Annotated in this window: 15 protein-coding genes, 1 pseudogene and 1 riboswitch; of the genes and pseudogenes, 3 read left to right on the top strand and 13 right to left on the bottom strand. The window is 39.2% G+C overall.

Going from position 1 to position 15,001, the window contains the following annotated elements:
- The 10 genes and pseudogenes from P3R27_RS02955 to P3R27_RS02910 form a co-directional block, all read right to left on the bottom strand.
- Positions 1–2,312, bottom strand: a pseudogene (locus P3R27_RS02955) (DUF4573 domain-containing protein); the annotation flags it as partial.
- A complete protein-coding gene (locus tag P3R27_RS02950; protein WP_301355852.1) occupies positions 2,278–3,729 on the bottom strand; it encodes an FAD-dependent oxidoreductase in 1,452 nt (483 codons plus the stop codon). The gene P3R27_RS02950 and the pseudogene P3R27_RS02955, both read right to left, overlap by 35 nt.
- A gap of 469 nt (positions 3,730–4,198) precedes the next feature.
- Positions 4,199–4,888 (bottom strand): fructose-6-phosphate aldolase, encoded by a 690-nt coding sequence (locus P3R27_RS02945; RefSeq protein ID WP_034687252.1) that lies wholly within the window; start codon positions 4,886–4,888, stop codon positions 4,199–4,201.
- Between the two features lie 37 nt (positions 4,889–4,925).
- Positions 4,926–5,282: a PTS glucitol/sorbitol transporter subunit IIA gene (locus tag P3R27_RS02940; RefSeq protein ID WP_034687255.1), complete on the bottom strand. Its 357-nt coding sequence runs from the start codon at positions 5,280–5,282 to the stop codon at positions 4,926–4,928.
- Between the two features lie 16 nt (positions 5,283–5,298).
- A complete protein-coding gene (srlE, locus tag P3R27_RS02935) occupies positions 5,299–6,306 on the bottom strand; it encodes a PTS glucitol/sorbitol transporter subunit IIB (protein ID WP_301355858.1) in 1,008 nt (335 codons plus the stop codon).
- Positions 6,307–6,321: 15 nt separating this feature from the next.
- Entirely contained in the window at positions 6,322–6,876 is a 555-nt protein-coding gene (gene srlA / locus P3R27_RS02930) for a PTS glucitol/sorbitol transporter subunit IIC (RefSeq protein ID WP_019723990.1), read from the bottom strand.
- Positions 6,876–7,358, bottom strand: coding sequence for a transcriptional regulator GutM (locus P3R27_RS02925; protein ID WP_034687261.1), 483 nt, complete (start codon positions 7,356–7,358; stop codon positions 6,876–6,878). The genes srlA and P3R27_RS02925 overlap by 1 nt, the downstream gene beginning before the upstream one ends.
- Positions 7,355–9,211, bottom strand: a complete 1,857-nt coding sequence (locus tag P3R27_RS02920) for a BglG family transcription antiterminator (RefSeq protein ID WP_301355865.1) — start codon at positions 9,209–9,211, stop codon at positions 7,355–7,357. The genes P3R27_RS02925 and P3R27_RS02920 overlap by 4 nt, the downstream gene beginning before the upstream one ends.
- Positions 9,212–9,227: 16 nt before the next feature.
- Positions 9,228–10,028 carry an SDR family oxidoreductase gene (locus tag P3R27_RS02915; protein ID WP_034687265.1) on the bottom strand — a complete coding sequence of 267 codons (801 nt, stop codon included), beginning with the start codon at positions 10,026–10,028 and terminating at the stop codon, positions 9,228–9,230.
- Positions 10,029–10,191: 163 nt separating this feature from the next.
- On the bottom strand, positions 10,192–10,389 hold the full coding sequence (locus P3R27_RS02910) for a hypothetical protein (RefSeq protein ID WP_034687268.1): 198 nt from the start codon (positions 10,387–10,389) through the stop codon (positions 10,192–10,194).
- Positions 10,390–10,615: 226 nt separating this feature from the next.
- Positions 10,616–10,713, top strand: a riboswitch (TPP riboswitch).
- Positions 10,714–10,789: 76 nt separating this feature from the next.
- Here P3R27_RS02910 and thiD point away from each other — a divergent pair.
- Genes thiD through thiE form a run of 3 tightly spaced genes read left to right on the top strand, consistent with a single transcriptional unit; the run spans position 10,790 to position 13,042 of the window.
- Positions 10,790–11,593 carry a bifunctional hydroxymethylpyrimidine kinase/phosphomethylpyrimidine kinase gene (gene thiD / locus P3R27_RS02905; protein WP_271526064.1) on the top strand — a complete coding sequence of 268 codons (804 nt, stop codon included), beginning with the start codon at positions 10,790–10,792 and terminating at the stop codon, positions 11,591–11,593.
- 5 nt (positions 11,594–11,598) lie between these two features.
- Positions 11,599–12,411: a hydroxyethylthiazole kinase gene (thiM, locus tag P3R27_RS02900; protein ID WP_301355872.1), complete on the top strand. Its 813-nt coding sequence runs from the start codon at positions 11,599–11,601 to the stop codon at positions 12,409–12,411.
- Complete coding sequence (thiE, locus tag P3R27_RS02895; protein ID WP_034687276.1) at positions 12,401–13,042, top strand: thiamine phosphate synthase; 642 nt, start codon at positions 12,401–12,403, stop codon at positions 13,040–13,042. Before thiM ends, thiE begins: the two co-directional genes overlap by 11 nt.
- 151 nt (positions 13,043–13,193) lie before the next feature.
- Here thiE and rplS read toward each other — a convergent pair whose 3' ends face one another.
- The 3 genes from rplS to rimM form a co-directional block, all read right to left on the bottom strand.
- Positions 13,194–13,541: a 50S ribosomal protein L19 gene (gene rplS / locus P3R27_RS02890; protein ID WP_002286913.1), complete on the bottom strand. Its 348-nt coding sequence runs from the start codon at positions 13,539–13,541 to the stop codon at positions 13,194–13,196.
- A 145-nt stretch (positions 13,542–13,686) separates the two neighbouring features.
- The gene (trmD, locus tag P3R27_RS02885; protein ID WP_200868947.1) at positions 13,687–14,424 is read right to left on the bottom strand and encodes a tRNA (guanosine(37)-N1)-methyltransferase TrmD; all 738 of its coding nucleotides are present in this window, start codon (positions 14,422–14,424) and stop codon (positions 13,687–13,689) included.
- On the bottom strand, positions 14,414–14,938 hold the full coding sequence (gene rimM, locus P3R27_RS02880) for a ribosome maturation factor RimM (protein ID WP_010735009.1): 525 nt from the start codon (positions 14,936–14,938) through the stop codon (positions 14,414–14,416). The genes trmD and rimM overlap by 11 nt, the downstream gene beginning before the upstream one ends.
- Positions 14,939–15,001: the final 63 nt, after the last annotated feature.

Below are 15,001 nucleotides of genomic sequence, written 5' to 3'. Positions count from 1 at the left end.
GGGTCTATCTCTGGCGTTCCTGTATCAGGACCAGTCTCTCCGCCTGTACCTGGGTCTATCTCTGGCGTTCCTGTTCCTGGATCAGTTTCACCGACTGTACCTGGATTGACTTCCGGGGTTGTTGTACTTGGATCAGTTTCGCCGACTGTACCTGGTTCGACTTCTGGCGTGCCTGTTCCCGGATCTGTCTCTCCGCCGCCTGTACCTGGTTCGACTTTTGGTGTGCCTGTTCCCGGATCTGTCTCTCCGCCGACTGTACCTGGGTCGACTTCTGGTGTGCCTGTTTCTGGATCAGTATCACCGCCTGTGCCTGATTCGACTTCTGGTGTGCCTGTTCCCGGATCTGTCTCTCCGCCGCCTGTACCTGGGTCGACTTCTGGTGTGCCTGTTCCCGGATCTGTCTCTCCGCCTGTACCTGGGTCTATCTCTGGCGTTCCTTTATCAGGATCAGTCTCTCCGCCTGTACCCGGGTCTATCTCTGGCGTTCCTGTTTCTGGATCAGTTTCACCGCCTGTGCCTGGATCGACTTCTGGTGTGCCTGTTTCTGGATTAGTGTCACCACCTTTACCTGGGTCTACCTCTGGCGTGCCTGTTCCTGGGGTAACTTGTGGATTAGTTGCATCCGGTATTGTTGCATCTGGTGAAGCTATATCCTTCATTGATGAAGAAATATAAGCAAACTCTCCACCAATTTGGTAGATATTAAAGTTCGTATCTTTCACAACGATCGTAAAATCACTGCCACTTCCATTTGCTCCGGTTAAATAGCCAGCATGCTGAACCCCATTGACCATGATTGGTTGAGCAACAAACTGATTATAAGGCACACCGTCTACTGTTATATTGACCGTACTTATAACTGAAGAAAAGTTTGTCTGAGAAAGATATCCTGTTTTCACAGTTACTGCCGAATTCGCTGTAATCGTGTGTCCGCCATACCCGCCACCAGAAAACGTTGCTATCTGATTCCATCCTGCTAACCCAGCTGCGTCTTCGGCAAGATTACCATCAACTGCTCCCCCAGGACTAATACCTGATTGAGAACCACTATACGTTGGCATCGACATCTCATCTGCGTATACTGTAGTTGGATCAGTGGCTTTTTGCTCATCTAAACTAACGGTCACATATTCATATTTCAATGACTCGATCACTTGATCTTTTGCTTGGATTTCATAGTAAGTTGTATTTTCATCCGCTAATTGATCAACGAAATTTACTTTTACATTGATATTGGATTCATCTGTATTTAACCAAGAATCGGTGTTCTCAAAACTCCGTACACCGTGCAAGGATAAAGACGTTTTCAAGCTGTCGACTGTACTACCGAACTGGACAGGTGAGACCAAGTAATGACCACTGATCTCTAAAGGCAATCCATGTGTCGACGAAGAAAACGTGAAGTAACCATCTGCTTGATTTTTACCATGGTCGGTAGAAATAGACTCATCATGATAAACTGCATAATAGGTACTACCTTCATAAGCGATGGAAAAATTCTTCTCCATTGCATCTTCAAAGTCACTTTTGTTCTCATCCGTTAATTTTCCTTGACCATTTTCTGCTTTCACGTTCAAAGAAAAGCCTGTATCGATTTTCATATTTCCTAATACTGCACCATCATCCGCGGTAAAGTTGGTGCTTTCAGGTTTTGATTTAGATGAGAAACTTAAGGATTTTTCTCTCGTACTTGCAACTACTTTTGAATCTTTCCAGTTTGCAGAATCTTCATAAGCCTTTTCTTTGGATTCATATAAATGAGGAGAGACCGTTTTATAATTATCTTGTGAAGTTACCTTCACATTAGGATTTGCTTGGATCAATTGCCGATAGCTTGATATTTTCATTACTTGCGCATCACTTGTAGATAAAGTAGAAGTTTGGTAATAAACGTCCGCATCTTTGATTCCTAGAATTTGTTGGATATCATATGCTGTATGACTATCACTGACTTTAATCCCTTCTCCTTCATACATAGAAGAAAGTTTTTCTTTACTTGGTAGTTGATCCATTAGCTTAGCTACAAAGCCAGTATTTGTCTTCACACTGCTACTTTGACCTTTTTGTAAGGATTGATTCAATTCATCCACAGAAGTATGTTCAATATCTTGGATGGTCTCATCTTCAACAAGTCGCTTTTCGGACAAAGAGGAACTGTCTGCAGAGGCAGAAAGATTTGGAATCGTGACGCCACCGATAAATGCACCAGTACCTACTGTCAACAGTGCGCCAGCTTCAATCATTCGCTTTTGTTTTTTTGACATCTCTTTATCTGGTTTATTTAATTTCAATTGATCTTTCTTCTTTGCCATCATGACCACTCTCTCTTTCTTTTTCCCTAACTAAAGAGGCTAATATTTTTGTGAAACCTAGAGGATTCTTGTAGCCATGTTCAAAAAAGAAATCTGTAAATTCAATTTCTGGCACAGTCACATTTTTTTGGATGGCTAAACTGATGATATTGACATATTGAGAAATATCAACTGTTCCTAAAACCTGCAATCCTAAGATTTTTTTAGTTTGCTTTTCATATACAAGATAAATACTTGAATAATGATTTTTTTTATCTTTATCAATTGGTGAATATTTAACGATTGATTCATGTACAAACTGACCACCACGCTCTAGATAACGATTCTGATAATGTACCTCTTCTGCATCATATCCGAATTTTTTTGCTTGATTGAGTGTGATTCCTGTATTCGCAATGGTAAATCCATCCATATTGAATTTATAAGTTCCAGTAGTCATTGCTACTTCTTGCTTTTTCTCGTGGATATTGACAGCAGCGATCAGCCCTTGACGAAACGCATCGGAAGCATGAGGATTATAAATATTTTCTTTAGTCAAGTCCATATAAGTCGTAGAGCAATCCCCTACCGCTAATATCGAATCATCTGTTGTATACATGTACTTATCAACGACGATGGCTCCACGGTCACCGGTTTCGACTTGTCCAGCTAATAAGAACGAATTTGGTCGGAAGCCAACAGAAACAAAGACGCCATCTGCACGGATAGTTAAATCAGAAAAAGTTTGAACTTCGATTTTAGGACGACTCCAGATTTTTTTATCAATTGTATGGTAGCTTGTCACTCTAGTACCTAGTAATAGTTGGATACCTTCTTCTTCTAGTTGTTTCTCTACTTCGATTGCGGCATTCTCATCCAAATTTTTGTCAAGAATTCTTGCATTTGACTGGATCAAAGTGACTTTCATTTTTCGTTGGGCTAAGATACGAGCAATCTCTACACCGACCAGTCCAGCGCCAATCACTACCGCATGATGGGCTTCTGATATAAATTTTTCAATTGCTTCAGCATCTTTACGCTCTTTCAGAAGAAAAAGTGTCTCATTCAGTTTTCCGCCAGTTGGAGGAAGATTGGGATACGAACCCACAGCCATGATCAATCGATCATAAGATATTTCGTGCTCATGTTGACTTAAAACATTTCTAAAATTCAACGTCATCTTTTTCGCATCGATGTTGGTTACTTCTTTTTGAATGCGCAAATCCACTCCTTGAGCAATAATTTCATGCGGTGTTGCATAATTTGCTTGGGAGTGGATATCTTGATGTCCCATCAAAAACAATGGAATTGTTTGGGATACAAATGTTATTTCATCTTTTTTTTCAAATACGATTACTTCATCGTCTGGATATTCCTCACGAATACGAAGTGCTGCGGCAATCCCCGCGTGGTTTCCTCCAACAATTATGATCCTCATCAACTGCCTCCTTCGTTAATAAAAGCCTACTTTAAAATATACATACGATTATTTTTAATCTACTATTTATACAAATTATATCACTTAGAAAGACTAGTTGTCAGTTATAAAGGTCTATTTACTAATGGTCAACTAAAACAGTTATTCCCACTCCTATTTAACAAAATCGGTACAGAAAATAATGTAATCATTCTTGCTTCAACGGATGAAATAAACCGTTCATTTTTTACGTAAACATCCAGTCATAAAGTAGATATGCTCATTTGTGGAATTGCATAAAAAAATCATTTTTTACGATATCAACTATATGTATATAAACATATGAAGTTCCCATTCCATTGTTGGTTTAATTACACGGTGACTATTTGATTATGGATGGATATTATAAATATGACGTTATTTAAAAAGAGTCATAGAACGGATAGACCAACCATTCTATTGACTCTTTATTCTTTTTATTTGGAAGAACTTATTGCTCTGACTCTCCTAATGCTTTCACATCTTCGACCTCGAATGTCTCTTCCCAATCTTTCTTAAAATCTGTCACTGCCTTATGAATGGAAGGCATATCGAAAACTTGTGCAAAAATATCTGGTGACGCAGTAATACTGTGCGCCCCTTGACGACAAGTATGATTGACTTGTGCAACATTTTTAAAACTAGCAGCTAAGATCTTGCTCTGAGATTGCGTTCGTTCGATTTCCATTGATAATGCTTTGATAATAGCAACAGCATCGATATTCAGATTTTCCATACGGTTATAATAAGGTGCCACATAATCGGCACCTGCAGCAATTGCTAAGTATCCTTGCATCTCAGAGTAGATAGCGGTAGCAGTGACATGTACTCCTTTGGCTTTCAATTGTTTAATGGCAGCCAGTCCTGGTTCGTTCACTGGTACTTTAATGAAGATATCCTTACCAAGGTGATCCATGATTACTTGGGCATCAGTTAAGATTTCCTTCGTTGTTTCTCCAACTACTTGTACATGTAAACTTGCTTTTCCAATGAGCTGCTTGATTTCTTTCAAGTGAGCAAACAAATCGATCTTTCCTTCTTTTTTGATGATTGAAGGATTCGACGTTACTCCAGATAGCGGGAGGAACGATTGATAATAACTAATTTTCTCAATATTTATCGTATCTAACATGAATTCCATTTCATTCGTCCTTTCAACAGATCTGTTGCTCTGTATTTTACTTAATACTGATTTTAGTCTTGATACCAATCTCAACGATTTCTTTTCCTTCGACATATAAAGTACCTGGAAGTTCAGGTATCACCGCTCCATCAAATTTAATTGTGATATGTCCAAGATCTTTTAGATTATCATTGACCAAATTTCCGACAGACGTGATGCGATAGCTTGTCTCATCGACGAACAACTGTTGTCCTACTTTGATCTCTCCGTGGATTGGCTGAAGTTCAATATTGTAACAATAGGCTGATAGCATATCCGGAGCATCTTTTCCAAATAGTATCACGATCTTCTCTTCTTTAAAGAGCGTAGCTTCTGCGCCAATCGAAGTGACTTTTGTTGAATAAACTAACATTTTTTTCCTCCTAGATTCAACTATACATTCCAAAGCTTGCTATCCATGCGACTAACACCCTAGGTACACCGTTTAAAAAGCGTGAATATAAAACGGAAGGCACGCCAACCTCTACTGTTTCAGCCTCTGCTTCTTCTAAGCCTAGTCCGACAGGGATGAAATCACAAGCATTTTGAGTATTGATTGCAAATAACGCAGGTAAAGCGAGTTGTGGTGGAATATTGCCTTTTCCGATCTCTACCCCGATCAGTGTCCCAATGACTTGACTGATTACTGCCCCAGGTCCTAATAATGGTGAAAGAAACGGCAAGGAACAGATAAAACCGATGATCATCAACCCCCAAATATTTCCTGCTAAAGGTGCCATGATATTGGCAAAGAAATTACCGATACCAGATCCTTGTATGATCCCGATCAACAAAGAAACAAATGCCATGAATGGAATGACCGTATTGATCATCGTCTGTACACCTTCGCGTGCGGACTGATTAAAAGTGGCCACTACTTTTCCTGCACCCATGCCGATTTTGGCAATAAAATTCTGCTGTTCAGCTTTTTGTTCAGTAATTTTTTTGCTTGTATCGTATTTATATTCACGTACTGGTGCACGCTTATTTTCTATGTTGACAGATTGACCGATTGTGCTTTCTTCAGTCGTCAGTGTGATTTGATTGACCCCTACTGCCGATACATAAATGTCTTCTGTAATGTATTGTGCTAATGGTCCGCTTTTTCCCGTTGGTACGACATTGATCGTAGGTATTCCTTTTTTTGGATAGATCCCACAACGCAACGTCCCCCCGCAATCAACGATCGCTAGAACGATTTCATTGTCTGGGATAGAAGTTTTAAAGCCATTGACTGCATCCATGCCTGTCAATTCAGCAATTTTATCGACGATTGCTGGTTTTTCTCCCCCGCCAGTAATATAAATGAATTTGTGTTTTTCTTCTGTTGGTGTGATCACTAATGGTCCTCCGAACCCACCAGTTCCTCTTACAATTCGAATACTGTGATAGCTCATTTTCCCACTTCCTCCTTATTCTGTCGCTGTTTCTACAGTTTTACTTAGAGTAACCCCTTGTTGTTTACAAACATATGCGGTGGTAAAATCTGTCACCCAACCACCAATAAAATTCATAAGAATACCGACAAACATATAACGCACAGCTAATTCCATTGAATTTAATCCTAAGGTTGTGATTCCTTGGGCGATTCCTAACCAAACAAATAATTCACCCGGATTGATGTGTGGAAAGACGCCATTGCTCGTATGACAAAATTGTGCTTGAGAAGCATAATAGCTTGGCTTGTAATATTCAGGCAAAAAGCGAGCCATTGTAAAAGACATCGGATTTCCCAACATAAAGGCAGATAAAAAAGGTAAGATCAAATATCTTGTGACGGGATTCTTCGTTGATAGTTTGGCAACTTTAGTTACTCGTTCTTCACCTAAGAAAGCAATCAGTGTATTCATGGCTACCATTAGGATCAACACTACAGGGACGATACCAGTCATCCAAGATATAAAAGTTTCCGCACCCGTTTCAAATAAACCGATGAAGCCCTCCGCAAATTTTGTGATATATTCCATTATTCAACACTCCTTTTTCTTGATAGGTATTGTTTTTTCCATAAACTGAATTGAATGCCAAGCATCGTAAGTGGGGAAGGTGGCAATTCTTCTTGATAATTGCCTAATTCTACTCGCAAATAGATTTCTCTGGCATTTGCCATTGCTTGTTGCACCAATTTATTTTCTGTTCGCACCAATGGATGATAGCTGTCGATGTAGTGGATATCTGTTCCAATATATTGTGGCAATAGACGAAATTTTGCTAGAACAGTCACGCCCTGCATCTTTCGCGCATCAATAATGATCCCTTTATGATCAATAGCAAACATGACGATCGTTCCTGCTTTGATTTTTCCGGATCGACGACCGATAGCCACCTTCCCTTTTCTGCGCATTTCTAGATAGATTTGATTAAAGTGCTTAATTTGTTTCATTCCAAATAACACTTGCAGTCCGTAAGCAACAAGTGCAAATGCGCCGAATATATATATGAAATTCATGTTATGAACCCCTTTCGTATCATCCAATTTCGTAACTCAACTAAATCATCCAAACGACATAGTTCACTTCTAAATCCAGGATCGCCAATAACAGCAAAAAGCTGATCATATAGTTTTAGCAATTCTTTTTCCATCGTTAGATCTTGTGGAATGGCTAACAACAAGACGACTTGCACTTGTCCATTGATCGTGGAGATCCCTTTCCTAAAGATACCCACTGATAAAATAATTTCAGCAGATTTTTTATTGATGGCATGAGGAAAAGCAATGCCATATTCAAAAATCGTACTTTTTAACTTTTCTCTAATAAACAATTGTTCCTTAAATTCTTGATCGACTAAACCTTTGCTCTCAAGAGATTCAAGCATATGATCAAGATTTTGTTTGTAGGGTTTCTTTTCATTTAAAATCTCAAAATCTAATTTTAAATGATGAACATTTGCGGCTCTCAACTTTTCTGCTTTACGCCACTCTTCTTGCAACCAAGTTTCGTTGAATAGATTGATCAATCGAATGATTGGCGTATGTTTCTTTACATTTTTCAGAGGAATAGTTGTAAAAACAGCAAAATATCGGTCTAAGTCTTCCTGCTGATACTCCTCCTCAGAAAAATGGACCATGCTGATTTGAGGACCCAAAATCCGTTCCAATTGACGGCGAATAATCAAAGCTGTTCCTTTTCCGGTATTACAGACGATCGCAATTTCTTTGTGTTCGTTGTTACTGGTTTGTTTCCTCAATGCAAGTTCAAAATAAAAAGCGATATAGCTGATTTCAACAGTTGGAGCCACTCGTTGTAATTGCTCCCCAATCTGCTGAAGACCAATTTTTGCCAGTTCATAGGCTAGAGGATATTGGGATTCGATTTCACCATTGAACAGATCTTGAAGCTCTATTCGAAAAATCAATCGATTGATCATGTAAATGAAGTGTTCTTTTATTTCATGAACTAAGAAGGTTTCATCAAATTCTACTAGTAAATTTTTATGGATTTTCTCTATCATTTGTTGAAATAACTGTTCGATTTTTTGCTCATCAATAGTAGACTTATCCATGCCAGCAATAGCACTTATATTAAGAGGAAAACTGAGAAAAGCTTGTTCTGTTTGGCTTAGTGTGATGCTATATTCATATTCCAAATGATGGATCAATTCGACAAAAGCAGGATGACTCGTCATAAGGTCCATATATTCATTTGGCAACTCTACCAGTATATTTCCTTTAAGGAGTCGTTTCATTGTAATAGAAATCGTTTTTTTCAAAAGAAGCCCCTGATTTTTAGGTAAATTAAATTTTTGAACTAAGTGTTCTACAAAATCTTGTGTGCGTTCTCGTAATGGACGTTCAGCAAAATATTCTTGTACATAATGAAGGTGTAACAGTCGTAGATCCAGTTCTTCTCCACGCATACGCAGTCCACGATTCGGCGTTCCAATCACTTCGACATTAAAAGAGGAAATCAGTTTTTTCATCACTCGTAGATCTTTGACAACAGTACTTCGGCTGACCCCTAATGCTTCTGACAGATCATCGATCAGCAAAAAACCTTTTTGCTCGATCAGCTTCTTGACGATAAAGAAAACTCTTTTACTGCAAGAATTAAAATCACTCTTCCGCTTCAAACTGCCGTTCATTATCAAATCAAATTTTTCAAAATTTTCAATTTCGATATGAAAATCATTCTTATGTTGAACGATTTCTGCAATTCCAATCAATTCTTCGTTTAAAGATTCAATGCTGGTTTTAACCGTTTGCGTACTTGTATTCAGCTGTTGTTTCAAACTGCCGATCCTCATTTCTTTGTGGGTAACCAGTAATTGTAAAATTTGATACCATCTGTTCACCACCGTCATTTACTTCCCCCACTTTTTATCCTCTAGTTTTTCCTCCGGCCACATTTGTGGTTACTCCAGTGATATAACTCGAACGATCAGATAGATAGTAACTAACTAAGTCAGCGACTTCTTGTAATTTCCCGCTTCGACCTAATGGAATCGTGCTCGTTTTGGCATAACCTGCTCTAAGCTCTCCAATCGTGATGCCACGAGTATAGGCCAAGGCTTCTTCATAAGAAAATGTGCGTAATCCGGTTTCCTCCATGATTCCTGGGGCAATCCCTATTACCCGAACATTTGATTTTCCTAACTCTTTTGCCCAAGATCGAGTAAAGCTGTTGACAGCGGCTTTCGTTGCCGCATAAGCACTTTGCCCCTCTGAACCTTCAAGTCCTGATTCAGAAGACATATTGATGATTACTCCTTCTCCTTTAGCAACTAAGATTCTACTTACTGCTTGAGTCATCAAATACAATCCTTTTTGATTAATTGCGATGATTTTGTCAAATACTTCCTCGGATAATTCATATCTCCCATGCGCTTGCTTTTTATCCACTAATAAGCGTGGAATGTTGATGCCTGCATTGTTGACCAAACCATCTATCGTACCAAAGTGATCCTTTACTTTTGTCACTCCAGCTTCTACTTCTTGTCGTAATGTTATATTGGTTTTTACATATAATAATCGTTGATGTTTAAGTGTCGAATCTTTAATATCAAAATTTGCTACATTGACATGTTGCTCCAATAGACTTTCGACGATACATTTCCCGATACCAGAAGATCCTCCGGTTACAATAATCGTTTTCCCCTCAATGTTCAGCCAATTTGTCATAAGCTATCACCCCTTTTTTTGTTTACGCTTTCAGTATAGCTACGTAGAAGAAAATAATTAAGTCAGACTTTTTTTGAATTCCCAAAAAAAATCTGACTTAATGTCTTTTTATGAGTGATGCTAATTGCTTTAACTTTTTCTATCCCCTCTTTTGTTAAAGCTTTTATAGGCTTGCCTTTTCTCGCTCCTTCGATTCCATATAGCATATGCAGACAGTCGCCACTGTCCATCTTTTGACGAATTTCAAAAAATATCTGTTCCGTTTCCTTTTCTTTAAATTGTCTTCCGTTGTCATAACAATCTTTCGTAAATTTTCTTCTAATACTTTTCCTACATTCGGTAGATTACTTAACTCTGTCATGAGATTCCCTCCAAAAGTTTGGCTTTGATCTATTGCATAGTACACTTAGAATATTCTATCGTTTTTCTTTAGTATACAATCTTGAGAAACGCACTAGCAATTCATATAAGAACGCTACTTCGAGAGAAAGTAAACTGTTGCTTTTAGCTACTCAGTGTAGGCTTGCTCCTGTAAAACTTGAATCTTCTGCTTTTTTCAGATATTATTGGTTCGTAACTAAATATGATTTTGTTTGCAGGGGGACGTTATCGCGTTGAGAAGGTAAAACCTGACCCTTTGAACCTGTTGGTTGATACCAGCGTAGGGAGCAAATGTCCTTTTTGTTGATGCGAAATCGAAACAATCAAGGCATTCTTCTATACGGGAAGAATGTCTTTTTTCTATTTTAAGGAGGAATCTGATGAAAAAAGTACTAACTATTGCCGGTTCAGACTGTAGCGGGGGTGCCGGTATCCAAGCCGATTTAAAAACATTTGCCTCTCATGGTGTTTATGGAATGTCTGTGATCACCTCAGTAGTTGCTGAAAATACCGCTCGTGTGATCTCATACCAAAACATCGCACCAACAATTATCAATGAACAGATGACAGCTGTTTTCGAGGACATCTATCCTGATGCAGTTAAAATCGGTATGTTGTCGTGTGCAGATACGATGTTAGCTGTCGCAAGCAGTCTACAGGAATGGCAACCTAAAAATATTGTACTAGATCCTGTGATGTATGCAAAAAATGGCGATGCCTTAATGGAGCCACAAGCAATCGACACATTGATCAAAAACGTCTTACCATTAGCTACTTTAATCACCCCAAATATTCCAGAAGCAGAAAAAATTGCAGATCGATCGATTACTTCTCTGGAAGAAATGGAACGAGCAGCAAAAGCCATTTATGAAACATGTCACGCTGCAGTTTTGATCAAAGGAGGCCATCGCTCAGGTGAAGCCACTGATATATTGTATGATGGGAAAACTATTTACTCCTATACGTCTGAACGAATCGCCACAAAAAACACCCATGGCACTGGTTGTACCTTCTCTTCAGCGATTGCCTCACAACTCGCTTTGGGCGTACCATTAGACCAAGCAATTTCCAAGGCAAAAAAATATATTACTACTGCAATCGCACATTCACTAGAATTGGGCGAAGGTCATGGCCCAACCAATCATTTCTATTCACTCTATCGCAATGGTCTTAAGGAGGAATAAAGTCAATGAATACATTTTTAAAAACAGCTGTAGAAACAGTCCGTATGAAAAATCCTTTGGTCCACCATATCACGAACTATGTAACGGTCAGTGATTGTGCGAATGTTACACTTGCGATCGGTGGTTCACCCATCATGGCTGATGATGCGTTAGAGGTAGCGGAAATCACAGCAATGTCACAGGCATTGGTACTAAACATGGGGACTTTAAATGAACGTACCGTAGCTTCGATGCTTTTAGCTGGGCAAACAGCCAAAGAAAAAAGCAGTCCGATTATTTTTGATCCAGTCGGTGCAGGGGCTTCACAGTTTCGTAATCAGACAGCGAAAACGATCATGGAAAACCTAAAATGTGCAGTGATTCGTGGCAATATTTCAGAAATCCGCTTTTTAGCAGGAATCGCAAGCACGACGAAAGGTGTCGATGCCTCGGCAAATGATGCAAGCTCCATTGAAGAAGCCCAACGGATTGCTGATCAATTAGCAATCGCTCACAATTGTATTGTAGTGATCACCGGTGCGACAGATGTGATTTCTAATGGGCGGCGTAAAATATTAGTGCACAATGGTTGTCCTGAAATGAGTCGGATCACTGGCACTGTCTGTATGCTCACTTCATTGATTGCTAGCTTTTGTGGAGGTTCTCCTGAACATCTTTTTCACGCCACAACCACAGCCGTTCTTACCATGGGAATTGCTGGTGAGCTTGCGTTGGAACAAACAGCTGGTACGGGAAGTTTTCGGATCGCATTGATTGATGAAATCAGCCGCATTAATAGGGAAACATTACTACTGCGAGGAAACTATCTTGAAAAATGACATCGACTATTCCTTATACCTAGTGACCGATCAGTCACTGCTGAAAAAAAAGTCCCTCCAAGAAGCAGTGCAACAAGCCCTTGAAGGAGGTATTACCATCTTACAGTTGAGAGAAAAAAAAGCCAACTCACGAGATTTCTATGAGGAAGCGATCGCATTAAAACGATTAGCTAAACTATATAATGTTCCATTGATCATCAACGATCGAGTAGACATTGCGTTAGCTTGTGATGCAGACGGTGTTCATATCGGCCAAACAGATCTTCCTATGGCTGTGGTGAGAAAAATGATTGGACCTGAAAAAATCATCGGTGCTTCCGTTCAAACACTCGAACAAGCAATTTCCGCTGAACAATTGGGGGCAGATTATTTAGGTGTAGGGACGATGTTGCCAACCTCTACTAAAACAGATGCCGTCATCGTATCAAAAAAAGAACTCAAGAAGATCCTTCAACACGTTTCGATTCCTGTTGTTTTGATCGGTGGGCTCAATGAACAAACGATTGCAGAATTCAAAACCTTCCCTGTCCAAGGCTTTGCTGTGGTTTCAGCAATCTTAGCAAAAGAAGAAATCAAAAAAGCAACTAAAGAACTTGCTGTACAAATCAATACGTTTATCAAAAAACAGTAAAATCATAACCACCATTAAAAAGGGGGATTTACCTTTCGATTGATCCTCGATGATATTCATTTAATTTAAATTCACGAACCCTACTTGTCGTAAAGCAAAAAAAAGAACCCTTGAAAATTCAAGGGTTCTTTCTCTGTCTGATAATAAGAAATTAACGACGGATTTCTTTGATACGAGCTGCTTTTCCGTGTAATGCACGTAGGTAGTACAATTTCGCACGACGTACTTTACCGTAACGTACAACTTCGATTTTTGCAACACGTGGTGTGTGCAATGGGAATGTACGCTCAACGCCTACACCGTTAGAAACTTTACGTACTGTATAAGTTTCGCTGATTCCAGCACCACGGCGTTTGATTACAACACCTTCAAATAACTGGATACGTTCACGAGTACCTTCGACAACTTTCGCATGAACACGTACAGTGTCACCAGGGCGGAAAGCTGGAATGTCAGAACGTAGTTGTTCTTTTGTTAATTCTTCGATTAATGGATTCATTGTTTTCTTCTCCTTATTCCAAACATTCTTATGAGTAATTTCTCACAGCGGAATATCGTAATAGTTAAGTGTTTTTACACTCACCATAGAATACTATCATATTCTATGGTGAGTGTAAAGAAATTTTTTATTTATTTGTTGCAACTCAAGCTTCTTCTTTTTGGATCTCCACTAGCATTTTTTCCATTTGTGGTGTCATGTCTAATTTTTCTAACATGTCTGGCCGTCGAAGATATGTCCGGCGTAAGGATTCTTTTAGTTGCCATTCTTCAATCAATTTATGGTTACCATTGGTCAATACTTCTGGTACTTTCATGTCTTTGAATTCTGCTGGTCTTGTATATTGTGGGTGTTCCAGTAAACCAGTAGAATGCGAGTCTGTTTGGGCAGATGTCTGGTTACCTAAAACATCTGGCAATAGTCGAACCGTCGCATCAATCATGACCATGGCACCTAACTCCCCACCAGTCAGTACATAATCTCCCAATGAGACTTCATCTGTTACGAGCGAGCGGATGCGCTCATCATAGCCTTCGTAGTGTCCACAAATAAAGATCAGATGTTCTTCTTCCGAAAATTCTTCTGCCATTTTTTGATTGAATGGTTTACCAGCCGGATCAAGTAAAATCACCCGTTTTTTGGTCTCTGGATGTTTTTCTTCGATAGCTTTGATATTGTCATAGATGGGTTGGACTTTCAATAACATCCCTGCCCCACCACCATATGGATAATCATCGACCGTTTGGTGTTTGTTATCCGAATACTCACGGAAATTAGAAACATTGATTTCTAGTAATTCTTTTGCTACTGCTTTACCGATGATTGATTCCCCCATCGGGCCTTCAAACATTCGTGGAAACAGAGTCAATACATCAATCTTCATCATCGATCAATCCTTCTAATAATGTCACACGAACCAACCCATTTTCAAGATCGACTTCTTGAACGACGGAATCGATATATGGGATCAATGCATCTTTTTTCTTTGGTCGTTGGATGACCCAAACGTCATTTGCGCCTGGAGATAAAATCTCTTTGATCTTTCCTAGTTCTTTTTCGTTTTCATCAATGACCTTCAAGCCAATGATTTCATGGTAGTAATATTCATTTTCTGTCAATTCAACTAAGTTTTCTTTTGATACACGTAAGATACCATCACGGTATTTTTCAACATCATTGATGGAAGGATGATTCTCAAAGCTGAGTAAATCAAAGTTTTTGTGTTTGCGGTGACTCTTTACAGTCAATTCTACAGGAGCTTTTCCTTCTTGGAAGAGTGTCAAAACTTCACCTTTTTTGTAACGTTCTTCAGGGAAATCTGTGGTTGAGATGACACGGACTTCGCCTTTGATTCCTTGGGTATTGACAATCTTGCCAACGTTTAGATATTCAGTCAACTTTTGTCCTCATTTCTTTCATGATTCTTGTCACTCTGCTTGGTCACGATTTACTTTTGGACT

Source organism: Enterococcus spodopteracolus (assembly GCF_030441955.1).
Classification (GTDB): Bacteria; Bacillota; Bacilli; order Lactobacillales; family Enterococcaceae; genus Enterococcus_B; species Enterococcus_B spodopteracolus.
This window is presented reverse-complemented; position numbering and strand designations above follow the sequence as displayed.

Coding starts and splice junctions, on each gene's coding strand:
- P3R27_RS02950 (WP_301355852.1), bottom strand. CDS start 3,729: ATGAGGATCATAATTGTTGGAGGAAACCACGCGGGGATTGCCGCAGCA.
- P3R27_RS02945 (WP_034687252.1), bottom strand. CDS start 4,888: ATGGAATTCATGTTAGATACGATAAATATTGAGAAAATTAGTTATTAT.
- P3R27_RS02940 (WP_034687255.1), bottom strand. CDS start 5,282: ATGTTAGTTTATTCAACAAAAGTCACTTCGATTGGCGCAGAAGCTACG.
- srlE (WP_301355858.1), bottom strand. CDS start 6,306: ATGAGCTATCACAGTATTCGAATTGTAAGAGGAACTGGTGGGTTCGGA.
- srlA (WP_019723990.1), bottom strand. CDS start 6,876: ATGGAATATATCACAAAATTTGCGGAGGGCTTCATCGGTTTATTTGAA.
- P3R27_RS02925 (WP_034687261.1), bottom strand. CDS start 7,358: ATGAATTTCATATATATATTCGGCGCATTTGCACTTGTTGCTTACGGA.
- P3R27_RS02920 (WP_301355865.1), bottom strand. CDS start 9,211: ATGACGGTGGTGAACAGATGGTATCAAATTTTACAATTACTGGTTACC.
- P3R27_RS02915 (WP_034687265.1), bottom strand. CDS start 10,028: ATGACAAATTGGCTGAACATTGAGGGGAAAACGATTATTGTAACCGGA.
- P3R27_RS02910 (WP_034687268.1), bottom strand. CDS start 10,389: ATGACAGAGTTAAGTAATCTACCGAATGTAGGAAAAGTATTAGAAGAA.
- thiD (WP_271526064.1), top strand. CDS start 10,790: ATGAAAAAAGTACTAACTATTGCCGGTTCAGACTGTAGCGGGGGTGCC.
- thiM (WP_301355872.1), top strand. CDS start 11,599: ATGAATACATTTTTAAAAACAGCTGTAGAAACAGTCCGTATGAAAAAT.
- rplS (WP_002286913.1), bottom strand. CDS start 13,541: ATGAATCCATTAATCGAAGAATTAACAAAAGAACAACTACGTTCTGAC.
- trmD (WP_200868947.1), bottom strand. CDS start 14,424: ATGAAGATTGATGTATTGACTCTGTTTCCACGAATGTTTGAAGGCCCG.